This is a genomic window from Bradyrhizobium sp. (genome assembly GCF_004799445.1).
Taxonomy (GTDB): domain Bacteria; phylum Pseudomonadota; class Alphaproteobacteria; order Rhizobiales; family Xanthobacteraceae; genus Bradyrhizobium.
In genome coordinates this window covers 21,077-34,654 of record NZ_SSNA01000130.1, presented here as the reverse complement: position 1 = coordinate 34,654, position 13,578 = coordinate 21,077, and the positions used below count along the sequence as shown (strand labels likewise).

The 13,578-nt window shown below is 63.4% G+C and carries 16 protein-coding genes; 10 read left to right on the top strand and 6 right to left on the bottom strand.

Annotation, left to right across the window (positions count from 1 at the left end; translation table 11 throughout):
* Window positions 1-106, top strand: a 106-nt coding sequence (locus E8A46_RS18270; RefSeq protein WP_291563850.1) for a GDCCVxC domain-containing (seleno)protein, incomplete at its 5' end; no start/stop codon positions are given.
* Between the two features lie 19 nt (window positions 107-125).
* Here E8A46_RS18270 and lepB read toward each other — a convergent pair.
* The 3 genes from lepB to E8A46_RS18255 all read right to left on the bottom strand — a co-directional run bounded on the left by lepB (window position 126) and on the right by E8A46_RS18255 (window position 3,088).
* Complete coding sequence (lepB, locus tag E8A46_RS18265; RefSeq protein WP_291563847.1) at window positions 126-896, bottom strand: signal peptidase I; 771 nt, start codon at window positions 894-896, stop codon at window positions 126-128.
* A complete protein-coding gene (gene tldD, locus E8A46_RS18260) occupies window positions 893-2,320 on the bottom strand; it encodes a metalloprotease TldD (protein ID WP_291563845.1) in 1,428 nt (475 codons plus the stop codon). The genes lepB and tldD overlap by 4 nt, the downstream gene beginning before the upstream one ends.
* Window positions 2,321-2,536: 216 nt before the next feature.
* Complete coding sequence (locus tag E8A46_RS18255) at window positions 2,537-3,088, bottom strand: invasion associated locus B family protein (RefSeq protein ID WP_291563842.1); 552 nt, start codon at window positions 3,086-3,088, stop codon at window positions 2,537-2,539.
* Window positions 3,089-3,552: 464 nt separating this feature from the next.
* Here E8A46_RS18255 and coxB point away from each other — a divergent pair, with 464 nt between their 5' ends.
* The 8 genes from coxB (at window position 3,553) to E8A46_RS18215 (ending at window position 10,178) form a co-directional block, all read left to right on the top strand.
* A complete protein-coding gene (coxB, locus tag E8A46_RS18250; RefSeq protein ID WP_291563839.1) occupies window positions 3,553-4,392 on the top strand; it encodes a cytochrome c oxidase subunit II in 840 nt (279 codons plus the stop codon).
* An 85-nt stretch (window positions 4,393-4,477) separates the two neighbouring features.
* The gene (gene ctaD, locus E8A46_RS18245) at window positions 4,478-6,097 is read left to right on the top strand and encodes a cytochrome c oxidase subunit I (protein ID WP_291563836.1); all 1,620 of its coding nucleotides are present in this window, start codon (window positions 4,478-4,480) and stop codon (window positions 6,095-6,097) included.
* A 53-nt stretch (window positions 6,098-6,150) separates the two neighbouring features.
* Window positions 6,151-7,089 (top strand): heme o synthase, encoded by a 939-nt coding sequence (locus E8A46_RS18240; protein WP_291563833.1) that lies wholly within the window; start codon window positions 6,151-6,153, stop codon window positions 7,087-7,089.
* 18 nt (window positions 7,090-7,107) lie between these two features.
* On the top strand, window positions 7,108-7,272 hold the full coding sequence (locus tag E8A46_RS18235) for a CoxF protein (protein ID WP_291563830.1): 165 nt from the start codon (window positions 7,108-7,110) through the stop codon (window positions 7,270-7,272).
* 53 nt (window positions 7,273-7,325) lie between these two features.
* Window positions 7,326-7,922 (top strand): cytochrome c oxidase assembly protein, encoded by a 597-nt coding sequence (locus E8A46_RS18230; RefSeq protein ID WP_363252026.1) that lies wholly within the window; start codon window positions 7,326-7,328, stop codon window positions 7,920-7,922.
* Window positions 7,923-8,023: 101 nt separating this feature from the next.
* Window positions 8,024-8,881 carry a cytochrome c oxidase subunit 3 gene (locus E8A46_RS18225; protein WP_291563824.1) on the top strand — a complete coding sequence of 286 codons (858 nt, stop codon included), beginning with the start codon at window positions 8,024-8,026 and terminating at the stop codon, window positions 8,879-8,881.
* A 131-nt stretch (window positions 8,882-9,012) separates the two neighbouring features.
* Window positions 9,013-9,402: a DUF983 domain-containing protein gene (locus E8A46_RS18220; RefSeq protein ID WP_291563821.1), complete on the top strand. Its 390-nt coding sequence runs from the start codon at window positions 9,013-9,015 to the stop codon at window positions 9,400-9,402.
* Window positions 9,399-10,178 (top strand): SURF1 family cytochrome oxidase biogenesis protein, encoded by a 780-nt coding sequence (locus E8A46_RS18215; RefSeq protein ID WP_291563818.1) that lies wholly within the window; start codon window positions 9,399-9,401, stop codon window positions 10,176-10,178. The genes E8A46_RS18220 and E8A46_RS18215 overlap by 4 nt, the downstream gene beginning before the upstream one ends.
* A gap of 70 nt (window positions 10,179-10,248) precedes the next feature.
* On the opposite strand, the gene E8A46_RS18210 is transcribed toward E8A46_RS18215, so the two are convergent.
* From E8A46_RS18210 to E8A46_RS18200, 3 genes are all read right to left on the bottom strand, one after another.
* The gene (locus E8A46_RS18210; RefSeq protein ID WP_291563815.1) at window positions 10,249-10,422 is read right to left on the bottom strand and encodes a hypothetical protein; all 174 of its coding nucleotides are present in this window, start codon (window positions 10,420-10,422) and stop codon (window positions 10,249-10,251) included.
* Between the two features lie 19 nt (window positions 10,423-10,441).
* Window positions 10,442-11,098, bottom strand: coding sequence for an acyl-homoserine-lactone synthase (locus E8A46_RS18205; protein WP_291563810.1), 657 nt, complete (start codon window positions 11,096-11,098; stop codon window positions 10,442-10,444).
* An 84-nt stretch (window positions 11,099-11,182) separates the two neighbouring features.
* On the bottom strand, window positions 11,183-11,908 hold the full coding sequence (locus E8A46_RS18200; protein ID WP_291563807.1) for a LuxR family transcriptional regulator: 726 nt from the start codon (window positions 11,906-11,908) through the stop codon (window positions 11,183-11,185).
* A 323-nt stretch (window positions 11,909-12,231) separates the two neighbouring features.
* Between E8A46_RS18200 and E8A46_RS18195 the strand changes: the two genes are divergently transcribed.
* Window positions 12,232-13,473 (top strand): threonine ammonia-lyase, encoded by a 1,242-nt coding sequence (locus E8A46_RS18195; protein WP_291563804.1) that lies wholly within the window; start codon window positions 12,232-12,234, stop codon window positions 13,471-13,473.
* Window positions 13,474-13,578: the final 105 nt, after the last annotated feature.

Genomic DNA, 13,578 nt, shown 5'->3' with positions numbered 1-13,578 from the left:
TGAAAAACTCAAGGCCCTGCCGGGCGATTGTTGCGTGTTCTGTTCCTACGGTTCGGTGCCTTGTCCGCCCATCCAGCAGAACGGCAAGGGCGAGTGCTGCGGCTAGCCTCGGCGCGGCGTCGCCTTCAACGCACCGCGGTGAAGAACCGCGCCAGCCGAAAGCCGGACAGCCATGTCCACACCGGCTGGCTACGGATGCCGAGATCCCAGGATCCGACCACGGCGTCGGCGCGGCCGACCAGATTGTCCATCGGCAACAATCCGACCCCGCCGTCGCGGACCGAGACCCGGCTGTCGGCGGAATTGTCGCGGTTGTCGCCCATCACGAACAGGCGGTTCGGCGGCACCGTCACTTCAGGCGTGTTGTCGAGCCGGCCATTGTCGCGAAGCTTGAAAATCGCGTGGTTGACGCCGCCCGGCAAAGTCTCGATGTAACGATACGCGGGTTCCGATCCGCCACTGTCGTCTTCCGCTTCGCCGATGCCATCGGGCTTCAGCGTGGCGGCGCGGTCGTTAATGAAGAGCTGGCCCTGCCGCATCTGGATACGATCGCCGGGCAGCCCGACGACGCGCTTGACCCAGGCCTGCGACCGGTCGCCCGGCCAGCGGAATACCACGACATCGCCGCGCTTCGGCGTCCCGCCGAACACCCGCCCGGTTTCGGGCAGGCTGATCTGGATCGGCAGCGAGGCGGTGCCGTAGCCGTAGGGGTATTTCGACGCCAGCAAGGCATCGCCGATCATCAGCGTCGGCTCCATGGAGCCTGACGGAACGTAAAAGGGCTCGGCGAGCGCTCCCTTGGCGAGGAAAACGATCAGCAATGCCGCAGCGAACTGGAGAGCTTGAGCACCCCAGCCCCGCGCCCTCGCGGCGACAGACTCCCGCTCGATCGTCATGAGCCGGTTCCTCCGACCGTAATGCGTTCCATCCGCAGCGTCGGCTGGCCGACGCCGACCGGCACGCCCTGGCCATTCTTGCCGCAGGTGCCGATGCCGGTATCGAGCGCGAGATCGTTGCCAACCATGGTGATGCGATGCAGGTCGGTCGGGCCGTTGCCGATCAGCATCGCGCCCTTCAAGGGCGCTCCGATCTTGCCGTTTTCTATTTTGTAGGCCTCGGTGCACTGGAAGACGTATTTGCCCGAGGTGATGTCGACCTGGCCACCGCCGAAATTGGCCGCGTAGATGCCGTTCTTGACCGAGGCGAGGATTTCCGCGGGATCGCGGCTACCCGCCAGCATGTAGGTGTTGGTCATTCGCGGCATCGGCACATGCGCATAGCCCTGGCGGCGGCCGTTGCCGGTCGGCTTCATGTTCATCAGCCGGGCATTCTGGCGGTCCTGCATGTAGCCGACGAGAATGCCGTCCTCGATCAGCACCGTGCGGTTGGTTGGCGTGCCCTCGTCGTCGATCGACAGCGAGCCGCGCCGCGACGCCATGGTGCCGTCGTCGACGACCGTGACCCCCTTGGCCGCAACCTGCTGGCCCATCAGGCCGGCGAAAGCGGAGGTCTGCTTGCGGTTGAAATCGCCCTCAAGCCCATGACCGACGGCCTCATGCAGCATCACGCCGGGCCAGCCGGCCCCCAGCACGACGTCCATTTCGCCGGCCGGCGCGGGAACCGATTCGAGGTTGACCAGCGCCTCGCGGATCGCGCCGTCGGCGGCCTCGCGCCACGCCTTGCTATCGATGAAACGGGCATAGCCCTCGCGGCCGCCATAGCCCTTGCTGCCGCTCTCCTGGCGGTCGCCCTGGCCCGCGACCACCGAAATATTGACCCGCACCAGCGGGCGGATGTCGCGGTAGCTCTCGCCGTCGGGGCGGAGAATCTCCACCACCTGCCAAGTGGCGCCCAGGCTGACCGTAACCTGGCGCACCCTCGGGTCTTTGTCGCGGACATAGGCGTCGATTTCGGCCAGCAGTTTTACCTTGGCCTCGAAACCGGGAGCATCGAGCGGATTGTCGTCGCCATAGAGCCGCACATTGGTGTGGGTCGGTGCTGCCGCAAGGGTTCCGCTGTAGCCGCCGCGCACCGCTGCGACCGCGTCGGCGGCGCGAATCAACGCCGGCAGCGAGACGTCGGAAGAATGCGCATAGCCGACCGCGTCATCCTTTACCGCGCGCAAGCCGAAGCCCTGCGAGGTGTCATAAGTTGCCTGCTTCAACCGGCCATTGTCGAACATCAGCGCTTCGGTCTGGCCGTATTCCAGGAACAGCTCGCCGTCGTCGGCGCCCGCAAGTCCCCTCGCGATCTGATGACGTACGGCATCACGGTCAAGGTTGGCGCGGTCCAGGAGCGAGGTGCTGGGGGGATTCGTCATGAAGACTCCAAAATTTCTCTGGTCGTCCCCGCGAAAGCGGGGACCCACAGCCGCAGGATTTAGTGAGCTAACCAAAGACTCGCCGGGAGCTCATCTTACAACACGGTAACCTGTGGGTATGGGTCCCCGCTTTCGCGGGGACGACAAGATGCCAGATAGTCACAATCGCGACAAAAGGGAGGGTCTGCCAAGCCTCGCGCAGCGAGGCACATTGCCTCACGGCAACTTGTCGTATCCTTCAGCGAGCCCGTTCAAGCTGAGCGGGAAGCCGATCCCCTCTTCGGGGGTCTCGAAGATGATAAAGGTCGCGGTCTTGGCAGTACGCAACTGACCCAACAGCTTGTCGTCCATCACCACCTCCGCCACGCAGCCATTGGGCAGGCATCTGACAAAGCCGGCGCGGCCGACGTCGACATTGTCGAGTTTCAGGCCCAGCCCCGAGGGCAGCAGCACGCCGAGCGGCGCCACCACCCGCATCAGCTTGCTCTTCTGGTCGGCGGTCTTGAGCACGATGACGGTAAGACCGGCGTTGGAGCGGTCTTCCGCTACCACGCTCTGGATCAGGGCGCATTGCTCGCCTTGCGCGCCCGGCGGGGTGTCGCAGCGGATTTGCCAGTCACCATGGACCGACCGCACCGCGCCTTGCGCGCCCGCCGCCACCGTCAGGCCGAGCCAGAATAGGATGGTCAGACTGCCACCCAGCCGTCTCCCGGCAAACGGATGGCGGCGGATGGCGGCGGTCCTCGCCGGGTGTTTCGAAGGCCCCATCGGGGTCGATCCCTTGATATTTCCTTGGCAAAGCCAGTCCGATAGCGGACTGACACGGCAATGACGGCGCCTTGAAGGCGATTTCGCGCCAGCACGGACCGCGGCTTTCGGTCGCGAATCAGGCCCCTCGGGAGCACTCCGTCTGTGCGTACATCGGGCAATCCGCCTGTCAAGCCACGTCGGGCAGCCAAGCCATCGCTTTTGCCTGATTTCACGAGAAAATGTGACATCCGCAGATTAGCCGGTGATGCCCACCTCCGCGCCGTACTCCTGCATTGCGAGAGCCCGCGAATTATGGTTTGAGAGGCTGGATTTCGACGCGTTCTAGCGATCTGGCCCAACAAATTCTAAGGTGTACTTCTAAAAGTACAGCCCAAGGCCGTTTGTCAGGGGGCGGATCGTGCAGCATGCTTCGCCGTCCGGTGGAATGCTTTTGGGGTTTTATGTAAGGGAGCGCGAACGGCATGAAGATGTCGAAGGGCCAAATGGGCCGCCGGTTGCTGGGATTGATGGTGGCCGGCGTTGCGTGGGCCGCATGCGGGACGGCGTCAGCCGAGTTGGGGCAGCCAGCACCGTGGGAATACAAGCTACAGGAATCGGCCTCTCCGGTGATGGACAACATCACCTGGTTTCACGATTTCCTGTTTGTGCTGATCACCGTCATCACCCTGTTCGTGCTGGCGTTGCTGGTTACCGTCGTTGTGAAATTCAACGCCAAGTCCAACCCGGTTCCCTCCAGGACCACCCATAATACCCTGATCGAAGTGGCATGGACCCTCATTCCCGTGCTCATCCTGGTCGGCATCGCGGTGCCGTCGTTCCGGCTGTTGTTCGAGGAACTCGACATTCCCAAGGCCGACCTGACCATCAAGGCCACCGGCAAGCAGTGGTACTGGAGCTACGCCTATCCCGATAACGGCAAGTTCGAGTTCGATTCGCTGATGGCCCAGGACAAGCAGCCCCGGCTGCTCGGCGTCGACAACGAGATGGTGGTGCCGGTCAACAAGGTGATCCGGGTCCAGACCACCGGTGCCGACGTGATCCATTCCTTCGCGGTGCCGGCGTTCGGCATCAAGATCGACGCCATTCCCGGCCGACTCAACGAAACCTGGTTCAAGGCCACCAAGCTAGGCATGTTCTATGGCCAGTGCTCCGAGCTGTGCGGCAAGGATCACGCCTTCATGCCGATCGCGGTGCGGGTCGTGAACGATCAGGAGTTCGCGGCCTGGGTCGAGACGGCGAAGAAGAAATTTGCGGCCAACCCGGCGAACTCGTTCGCTTCGGCGGGCGCAGCGGCGCAGTAAGCCTGAAAGCTTAGGGCGCAATCCGACGGGACAAGGGCGACGGGACCGCAAGGTCCCAAAAAGTACTGCAAGGCAGGATTTGAAAATGGCAACTTCCGCAGCGACACACGACGATCACGCCCATGACGATCATGCGCACGACCATCCGACCGGATGGCGGCGCTACGTCTATTCGACCAACCACAAGGACATCGGCACGATGTACCTGGTGTTCGCCGTCATCGCCGGGATCATCGGCGCGGCGATGTCGATCGCGATCCGCGCCGAGCTGATGTATCCGGGCGTGCAGATCTTCCACGAGACCCATACCTACAACGTCTTCGTGACCTCGCACGGCCTGATCATGATCTTCTTCATGGTGATGCCGGCGATGATCGGCGGCTTCGGCAACTGGTTCGTGCCGCTGATGATCGGCGCGCCAGACATGGCGTTCCCGCGCATGAACAACATATCGTTCTGGCTGCTGCCGGCGTCGTTCGCGCTGCTGCTGATCTCGACTTTCGTCGAGGGTGAGCCGGGCGCCAACGGTGTCGGCGCGGGCTGGACCCTCTACGCGCCGCTGTCGACCTCGGGCCATCCGGGGCCGGCGGTCGATTTCGCCATTCTGTCGATCCATCTGGCCGGCGCCTCCTCGATCCTCGGCGCCATCAACTTCATCACCACGATCTTCAACATGCGCGCGCCGGGCATGACCCTGCATAAGATGCCGCTGTTCGTGTGGTCGATCCTGGTGACGGTGTTCCTGCTGCTGTTGTCGCTGCCGGTGCTCGCCGGCGCCATCACCATGCTGCTGACCGACCGCAACTTCGGCACCACTTTCTTCTCCGCCGAAGGCGGCGGCGACCCGGTGCTGTTCCAGCATCTGTTCTGGTTCTTCGGTCATCCCGAAGTCTACATCCTGATCCTGCCTGCGTTCGGCATGGTCAGCCAGATCGTTTCGACCTTCTCGAAGAAGCCGGTGTTCGGCTATCTCGGCATGGCCTATGCGATGGTGGCGATCGGCGGCATCGGCTTCGTGGTGTGGGCGCATCACATGTACACGGTCGGCATGTCGTCGGCGACGCAGGCCTATTTCGTTGCCGCGACCATGGTGATCGCGGTGCCGACCGGGGTGAAGATATTCTCGTGGATCGCCACGATGTGGGGTGGCTCGATCGAGTTCAAGACGCCGATGCTGTGGGCGATCGGGTTCATCTTCCTGTTTACGGTGGGTGGCGTCACCGGCGTGGTGCTGGCGAATGCCGGCGTCGACCGCGTGCTGCAGGATACCTACTACGTGGTCGCGCATTTCCACTATGTGCTGTCGCTCGGCGCGGTGTTTGGCATCTTTGCCGGCTGGTACTACTGGTTCCCGAAAATGTCGGGCTACATGTACAGCGAGGCCATCGGCAAGGCGCACTTCTGGGTCACCTTCATCGGCGTCAACCTGGTGTTCTTCCCGCAGCATTTCCTCGGCCTTTCCGGCATGCCGCGCCGCTATGTGGATTACCCCGACGCGTTTGCCGGCTGGAACCTGGTCTCCTCGATCGGCTCCTATATTTCGGGGTTCGGCGTGCTGATCTTCCTCTGGGGCGTGATCGACGCGTTCGCGCGCAAGCAACAGGCCGCCGACAATCCGTGGGGGGCCGGCGCCACCACGCTGGAATGGACCCTGTCGTCGCCGCCGCCGTTCCATCAGTTCGAGGTGCTGCCGCGCGTGCAGTAACAGCATGATCCGATCCATTGGATCGGATCATGATTCAAGGGAAGAGACCTGTCTTGTCGGTTGTCGATCATAACGCCATCGAGCTGTCGCCCCGGATTTCGGAGGCCGAAGTTGCGGACTACGTCGCGCTGTTAAAGCCGCGGGTGATGTCGCTGGTGGTCTTTACCGCCCTGGTGGGATTGATGATCGCGCCCGGCCACGTCCATCCGGTGCTGGCGTTCACCTCTATACTTTGCATCGCGGTCGGGGCCGGCGCGTCGGGCGCGCTGAACATGTGGTACGAACGCGACATCGACGCTCTGATGTCGCGCACCGCCAACCGGCCGATCCCGCGCGGGCGGGTCACACCGCCCGAAGCGCTGGCCTTCGGCATGACGCTGGCCTTCTTCTCGGTGATGACGCTCGGCATCCTGGTCAACTGGCTCGCCGGAGCGCTGCTGGCGTTCACGATCTTCTTCTACGTCGTGATCTACACCATGGCGCTGAAGCGCTGGACCGCGCAGAACATCGTGATCGGCGGCGCCGCCGGCGCCTTGCCGCCGGTGGTGGCGTGGGCGGCCGCGACCGGTTCGCTGTCGGTCGAACCGCTGCTGTTGTTTTTGATCATCTTCTTCTGGACCCCGCCGCATTTCTGGGCGCTGGCGCTGTTCCGCAGCGACGACTATGCCCGCGCCGGCGTGCCGATGCTGCCCGTCGTCGCCGGTCCCGATGCGACGCGGCTGCAGATCCTGCTCTATACGGTCGTGCTGGTCGCGATCGCCGTGGCGCCGTGGCCGCTCGGCTATTTCGATGCAGTCTATGGCGTGGCCTCGCTGGTTCTCGGCGGCGGCATGCTGGCACTTGCGGTCAACGTCTACCGCCATCGCCAGGGCAGCGAAGCATTGCGCGCAACGCGAAAACTGTTCGCGTTCTCCATCCTCTATCTATTTGCGCTGTTCGCTACCTTGCTGATCGAGGTTATCGCCCGCGCCATCGCACCTTTGGTCTGGTAGGGGACGCGTGGCAAGGCAATGGCCGACAAGCAGGAGCGAAATGGAATTGTTCTCACCGAGGCGCAGAAGAAAAGCCGCCGCGAGCGGTCGATCGCCATTGCGCTGGCGCTTGGCGTTCTCGTCGTTCTGTTTTTCGCGGTCACCATCGTCAAGGGGCCGGCCGTCCTAGTGCGGCCGATGTAGTGGACATGGCGAACCAACCGACCAAACGCGAACCGCCTGCCGCAAGCCAGAAAATGGCTTCGCGCCGCGGCCTGACGCGCGATGCGCTGGTCGCTGCGATCTGCGGCTTCGTGGTGGTGCTGATGGTTGGCGCCTCCTATGCGGCGGTGCCGTTCTACAACTGGTTCTGCCGGGCCACCGGCTTTAACGGCACGACGCAGGTCGCGACCTCCGCGCCATCAAACGCGCCGCTGGCGCGCAAGATCGCGGTGCGTTTCGACTCCAACGTTGCGCCCGGGCTGCCGTGGAAGTTCGAGCCCGAGCAGACCGAGATCGAGGTCAAGATCGGTGAAGTGGTCACCGTGTTCTACACCGTGACCAACCAGTCGGCGCGGACCACGACCGCGCAGGCCGCCTACAATGTGGCGCCGCTGACGGTCGGGGCGTATTTCCAGAAGATCAACTGTTTCTGCTTCACCGAACAGACTATTGCGCCCGGTGAAAAACGTGAAATGCCGGTGGTGTTCTACGTCGACCCGTCGATTGTCAGCGACAGCGACAATGACGGGCTGAACACCATCACCCTGTCCTATACTTTCTATCCGGTGCGCGATCCGGCCCCCAGGCCGCTGGCGGCAAGCGAGCCGGACAAACCCAAAGGGAGTCTTTGAAGGGAAGCCTTTAAAGGGAAGCCTCTGATCACCGCGATCCGGGTATTTGATTTTTGAGACGAAAAAGTGCTGAACAGGCACTGCTAACGGAGAGACCGCAAATGGCTACGGCGCAAGTCAAGCACCACGACTATCACCTCGTCGATCCGAGCCCGTGGCCGATCGTCGGCTCCATTTCGGCCTTCATCATGGCGGTCGGCGCGATCGCCTGGATGCATCATTTGTTTTCAGCGGCGCCGATCGTTTTCGGCATCGGCACCATCGGCGTGCTCTACACCATGGCGAGCTGGTGGGCGGACGTGATCCGCGAGGCCCAGTACAAGGGCGATCACACCCGGGTGGTGCAGATCAGCCATCGCTACGGCATGATCCTGTTCATCGCCTCCGAAGTGATGTTCTTCGTCGCCTGGTTCTGGGCCTTCTTCAACTCGTCGCTGTTCCCCGGCGATCCGGTTCACGCCACGCGCGAGGCACTGTTCGGCGGCGTCTGGCCGCCCAAGGGCATCGAGACCTTCGACCCCTGGCATCTGCCGCTGTTGAATACGCTGTTGTTGCTGACCTCGGGCACCACGGTGACCTGGGCGCATCACGCTCTGCTGGGAAACGACCGTCAGGGGCTGAAATACGGTCTGATCCTGACGATCCTGCTCGGCGCGACCTTCACCTGCGTGCAGGCCTATGAATACGCCCATGCCGCGTTCTCGTTCGCCGGCAATATCTACGGCGCAACCTTCTTCATGGCGACGGGCTTCCACGGCTTTCACGTGCTGGTCGGCACCATCTTCCTGATCGTTTGCCTGGCGCGCACCTATGCCGGGCATTTCACCCCGAAGCAGCATCTCGGCTTCGAATTCGCCGCCTGGTACTGGCATTTCGTCGACGTGGTGTGGCTGTTCCTCTTCATCTGCATCTATGTCTGGGGGCACGGCGCGGAAACCATGGCCCACGGCGCGCACTGATCCTCCCGGTTTTTTGAACGCGATCGGGCGAAAGACCGGCTTGCACTTTTGCTGATCGCGCTCGCTACTGTGCTACAAGGGGGCGGCCGCCAGGCCGCCCTTTTGTTTCGCGATACGCGAAAGGCCATCGCATGCCGGACCAGACCCTACCGACGGTGACCCAGAGCGCGCTGCGCGGGCTCGCCTGCAGATGTCCGCGCTGCGGCAACGGAAAGCTCTACGCGGGCTTTCTCAATCTGCGGCCGAGATGTGAAGCCTGTGGGCTCGACTTCGCCTTTATCGATACCGGCGACGGGCCTGCGATCTTTATCATCATGATTGCCGGCGCCATCGTCGTCGGCTGCGCGCTGATCGTTGAGGTCAAGTATCAGCCGCCGTTCTGGCTGCACGCGGTATTTTGGCTGCCGCTGATTCTTGCGACCACGCTGTTGCCGCTGCGCGCGATGAAGGCGCTTCTGATTGCACTCCAGTACCACCACAAGGCAGCACCTGGCCGGTTGATCGACCGCGAGCCGAAATGATCGCGGCGGCGGGACGGCGACGCCGTGGCTGTGGCTTTGGTGTATTCACCCTGGTGATGGTGACGCTGTTGACAGGCCTAGGGGTGTGGCAGTTGCAGCGCCGGGTCGAGAAGCATGCCTTGATCGCGGCCCTGACCGAGCGGCTTGCCGCCACGCCCGGATCGCTGCCGTTGCCCGCGCAGTGGGGCACGCTCTCGCCGCAAGGGGATGAATTTCGCCGCGTGCGCTTTGCCGCGACCTATCAGCCCGCGCCGGACGCAATGGTCTACAGTTCCGGTTCGGCCGTGCGCGAGGATATTTCAGGCCCTGGCACCTGGGCCTTCATGCCGGCGCGGCTGCCGACCGGCGAGACCATCGTGATCAACACCGGCTTCGTGCAGAACACGATGCAGGATCGCAGCCAGCAGGATCGCGCGGTGACCCGGCTCGTCGCCGGCGAGCCGGTAACGCTGACCGGCTACATCCGCTTTCCCGAGACGGCGGGCGCACTGACCCCGGCCGAAAACATCGCCAAACGTCTGTGGTTCACCCGGGATCATCTCGCGATGGCGCGAACCCTCGGCTGGGGCGAGGTCGCGCCGTTCTACCTCGACCTGGAGCAGCCGGTGCCTGCCAGCGGCATTCCGAAGCCGGGGCCGCTCGAGGTGCATCTCAAGGACGATCACCTGCAATACGCGCTCACCTGGTTTGCGCTGGCGGGCGCCGTGGTCATCGCCTTCGGGATTTGGCTGCGCGCCCAGGGGCACGAATCTCAGCTCGGGAAGCCGGACAGGTAAGCTTGTTCCGAAGCATCGCTTGCCATCCGAGGGCCGATCGATCCTGGTTCGGATCTGCGGGTCTCGGCCGTCAGTGATGCTGGTCGCTGCTGCGCATGGCAAACGTGGCGACTTCCGTTTGAACGGCCTCCAGGCGCGCCATCATCAGGATGCCGGCAACAAAGGGCAATCCAAGATCTTCCGCCTGCTCGATCGCGTCGTCGATTGTTTCAACCAGCGCTCTGGCCCTGTTTTCCCGAAACATTGAAATCTCCTCGAGGCCGCTAGATGGCCGGGACCGGATCACCGATGACGCGCCGCTCGATGGCGGCAAGCCCCTGCCAGACCAGCATCGATCCCGGCACCGAACGACGGGAACAGATTTCCGTCCATGCCTGGTCATTGACGTCGACGATGACGGCGACCGTCGACATCGAATTGATATCAACGGGAAGGCCGAGCGGTCGCGCCTGCCAGCCCTGGTCAAGCAATCGGGGCAGCCACCAGCTCTCGAGCACGATCGTGAAGGCCGAAAGGCCGATTGAGAGGCCATATTCCATCGCGGCGGCCTGGATCACGGCTTCGGCTCGCGGGCCCGCATGCTCACCCCGCCGGTTGGGCACGACGAAAATCCGCGACAATTCGTAGACGTCGGGACGCCGCACCGGGCCATTCAAGGCAAGTTGCGGAAACAATTCGCTGAGCAGCGTCGGAGCGATCGTGGGGACCAGCCGCATACCGGCGACGATGCGGCGGCCTTCCAGCCCGAGCAGGTAAACCGTGTCGTCGGTATCGAACCGGTCTATTTCCCGCTTGTCGGACCGGTCGAGATCCGTCCATTTGCGCTCGACCACGTAGATCTGATGACGAAGCCGAAAATAGTCCTCAAGAATATCAGCATAGAGATGGCGGTTGTCGCGACGGATGACGTGGACTTCCATCTTACCTTCCCCCGGGGCGGCGCAATAGCCGCATCGGGAGAGTGTTTTGTTGCCGCTGATCCGCCTACTGTCCGAACGGACAGGTCAAAGCTTGATCAGGCCCCGGGCCAGGGCTTTGGCGACGGCCGACGTTCGATTGACGGCGTTCAGTTTGCGTGATGCCTGGATCAGGTGGAATTTCACGGTACGCTCGGAAATCCTGAGAATGACCGAGACCTCCCACGAGGTCTTTCCGTCGGCTGCCCAGCGCAGGACTTCGCGTTCGCGGGCCGTCAACAGGGCGCGCTCCGAGGTGGGCCGACCAAGCGATCGAATGCGGTTGTGGGCGTAGACCCCGATGAGTTGCAGCGCGCTCTTGGCGACGGGATCAATATTCAGCTGCTCGGTGGCCATGCTGATGACCGCGCCGCCCTCGTCGTAGTGAAGCGGAATGCAATATCCCTCCATCAGCCGGAACTCGGCGGCGCGGGTCATCACAAGGTGGGCGGCCGGATTGCTTTCCTTGTCGTAATGCGCCTCGGACCATTCGAACGGCTGGAGCGTCGAGGCGCCATATTTGGGGACCGGGTCCATCACACTGAAATTTTCGCGCGTATAAAGCTCGAACCACTCCGGCGGCCAGCCATTGGCAACGGTCAGATCGGAAAGCGATGTCCCGGGCGACGGCAGACCGGCCATGATGTAGGCGTGAAATCCGCAAGCCTTGATTTCGGCTTCAAACAGCTGAATGACGCCGGGCGCGCTCAGCCGCTCGACCGCATCGACAAAATCGAGAGCTCGCCTTCCCCATTGTTGGGCAACGTCCGCCATCCACCGTCCCCGGGGTCCCGCACGGAAGATTGCAACCTGGCCGCGCCTCCGTCAATTAAAGATGGCAAGTCCGCACATGGATTCGGCGGCCGGTTAGTTTCCCGCATTGGCGGGAGCGGGCCCGGCGGTACGGCCTGGGATGGGCATCAGGCCGCGACCGCTGCGAACCCGATCCCGGGGCGCTGAACGGTACTTGATCGACGCGCGCTACTGGGTACGACTGATACAACAGGCGCTCCCACGCCGCCAAACGAAGCATGCTTGCGGCAACCGATGTTGAACGCCTCCCGCGCCAACGAACAGCCAGCAGGGATTTGACGACGATGAGTGACACGCTGATTGCCTCTCTTGCGCGCTTGCCGGTCAGTCTCGGCGACATCGAGGCGGCGGCCTCCGTGCTTGCCGGATTCGTGAAGCGGACGAGCTTCGAGTGCAGCCGCACGCTGTCCGACATCACCGGTGCAAGCGTATGGCTCAAATTCGAAAACCTGCAATTCACGGCGAGTTTCAAGGAGCGCGGCGCGCTCAACCGGCTGTCAGCCCTGTCCGCCGATGAACGGCGTCAAGGCGTGATCGCGGCGTCGGCCGGCAACCACGCGCAGGGCGTGGCCCATCACGCGGCCCGCCTCTCGATACCGGCGACCATTTTCGTGCCGGTGGGGACCCCAACCGTGAAGATCGAGAACACACGCCGGCACGGCGCGACTGTGATCGAAGCCGGAGCAACGCTGGAGGAAGCCGCCGGTCTGGCCGTGGACCATGGCCGCAAGGAACGGTTGACCTTCATCCATCCCTACGACGATCCCCTGGTCATCGCCGGCCAGGGCACCATCGCGCTCGAGATGCTCGCCGCAGTGCCCGACCTCGAGGTTCTGCTTGTGCCGATCGGGGGAGGCGGCCTGATTTCCGGCATCGCCGTCGCCGCCAAGACGCTTAAACCCGGCATCGAGATCATCGGCGTGCAGGCGGCTCTCTATCCGTCCATGTATAACCTCATCAAGGGGCAGCAGCTTCCGATGCGGGGTGACACGCTGGCCGAAGGCATCGCGGTCAAGGCGCCCGGCGCGATCACTTCCGGGATCGTGCGCGCGCTGGTCGATGACATCGTGCTCGTCACCGAAACAGAGATCGAGCAAGCGCTCAGCCTTCTCATCAAGATCGAGAAGACCGTCACGGAAGGTGCGGGCGCTGCCGCGCTGGCGGCCGTGCTCGCCGACGAAGGCCGTTTCGAGGGTCGCTCGCTCGGCCTGGTGCTGAGCGGCGGCAATATCGACACCCGGCTGCTATCCAGCGTGCTGACCCGTCAGCTCGCGAGGGAGGGCCGCTTGTCGCGACTGAGGTTCGACATCGTGGACCGGCCCGGTCAGCTCGCCACGGTGCTGACCGCCCTGAGCAAGAGCGGCGCCAACATCGTCGAGGTATCCCATCAGCGCATCTTCACCGATCTGCCGGCCAAGGCGGTGCTGCTCGAAGTGGTGATCGAGACCAGGGACCGGTCTCATCTTGCGTCAACCGTCGCCGCGCTGCGGGCGGCCAATATCGATGTGGATGTGGGCGGCCACTGACCAGGGCCGGCCGGTGGCGCGGCAGGCATGGCTGGGGCGGACCAAGCCGCATTGCGGAGCTCCCCCGCGACCGGATGTTTCGCAATTCCGGCATTTCCCCTTCTG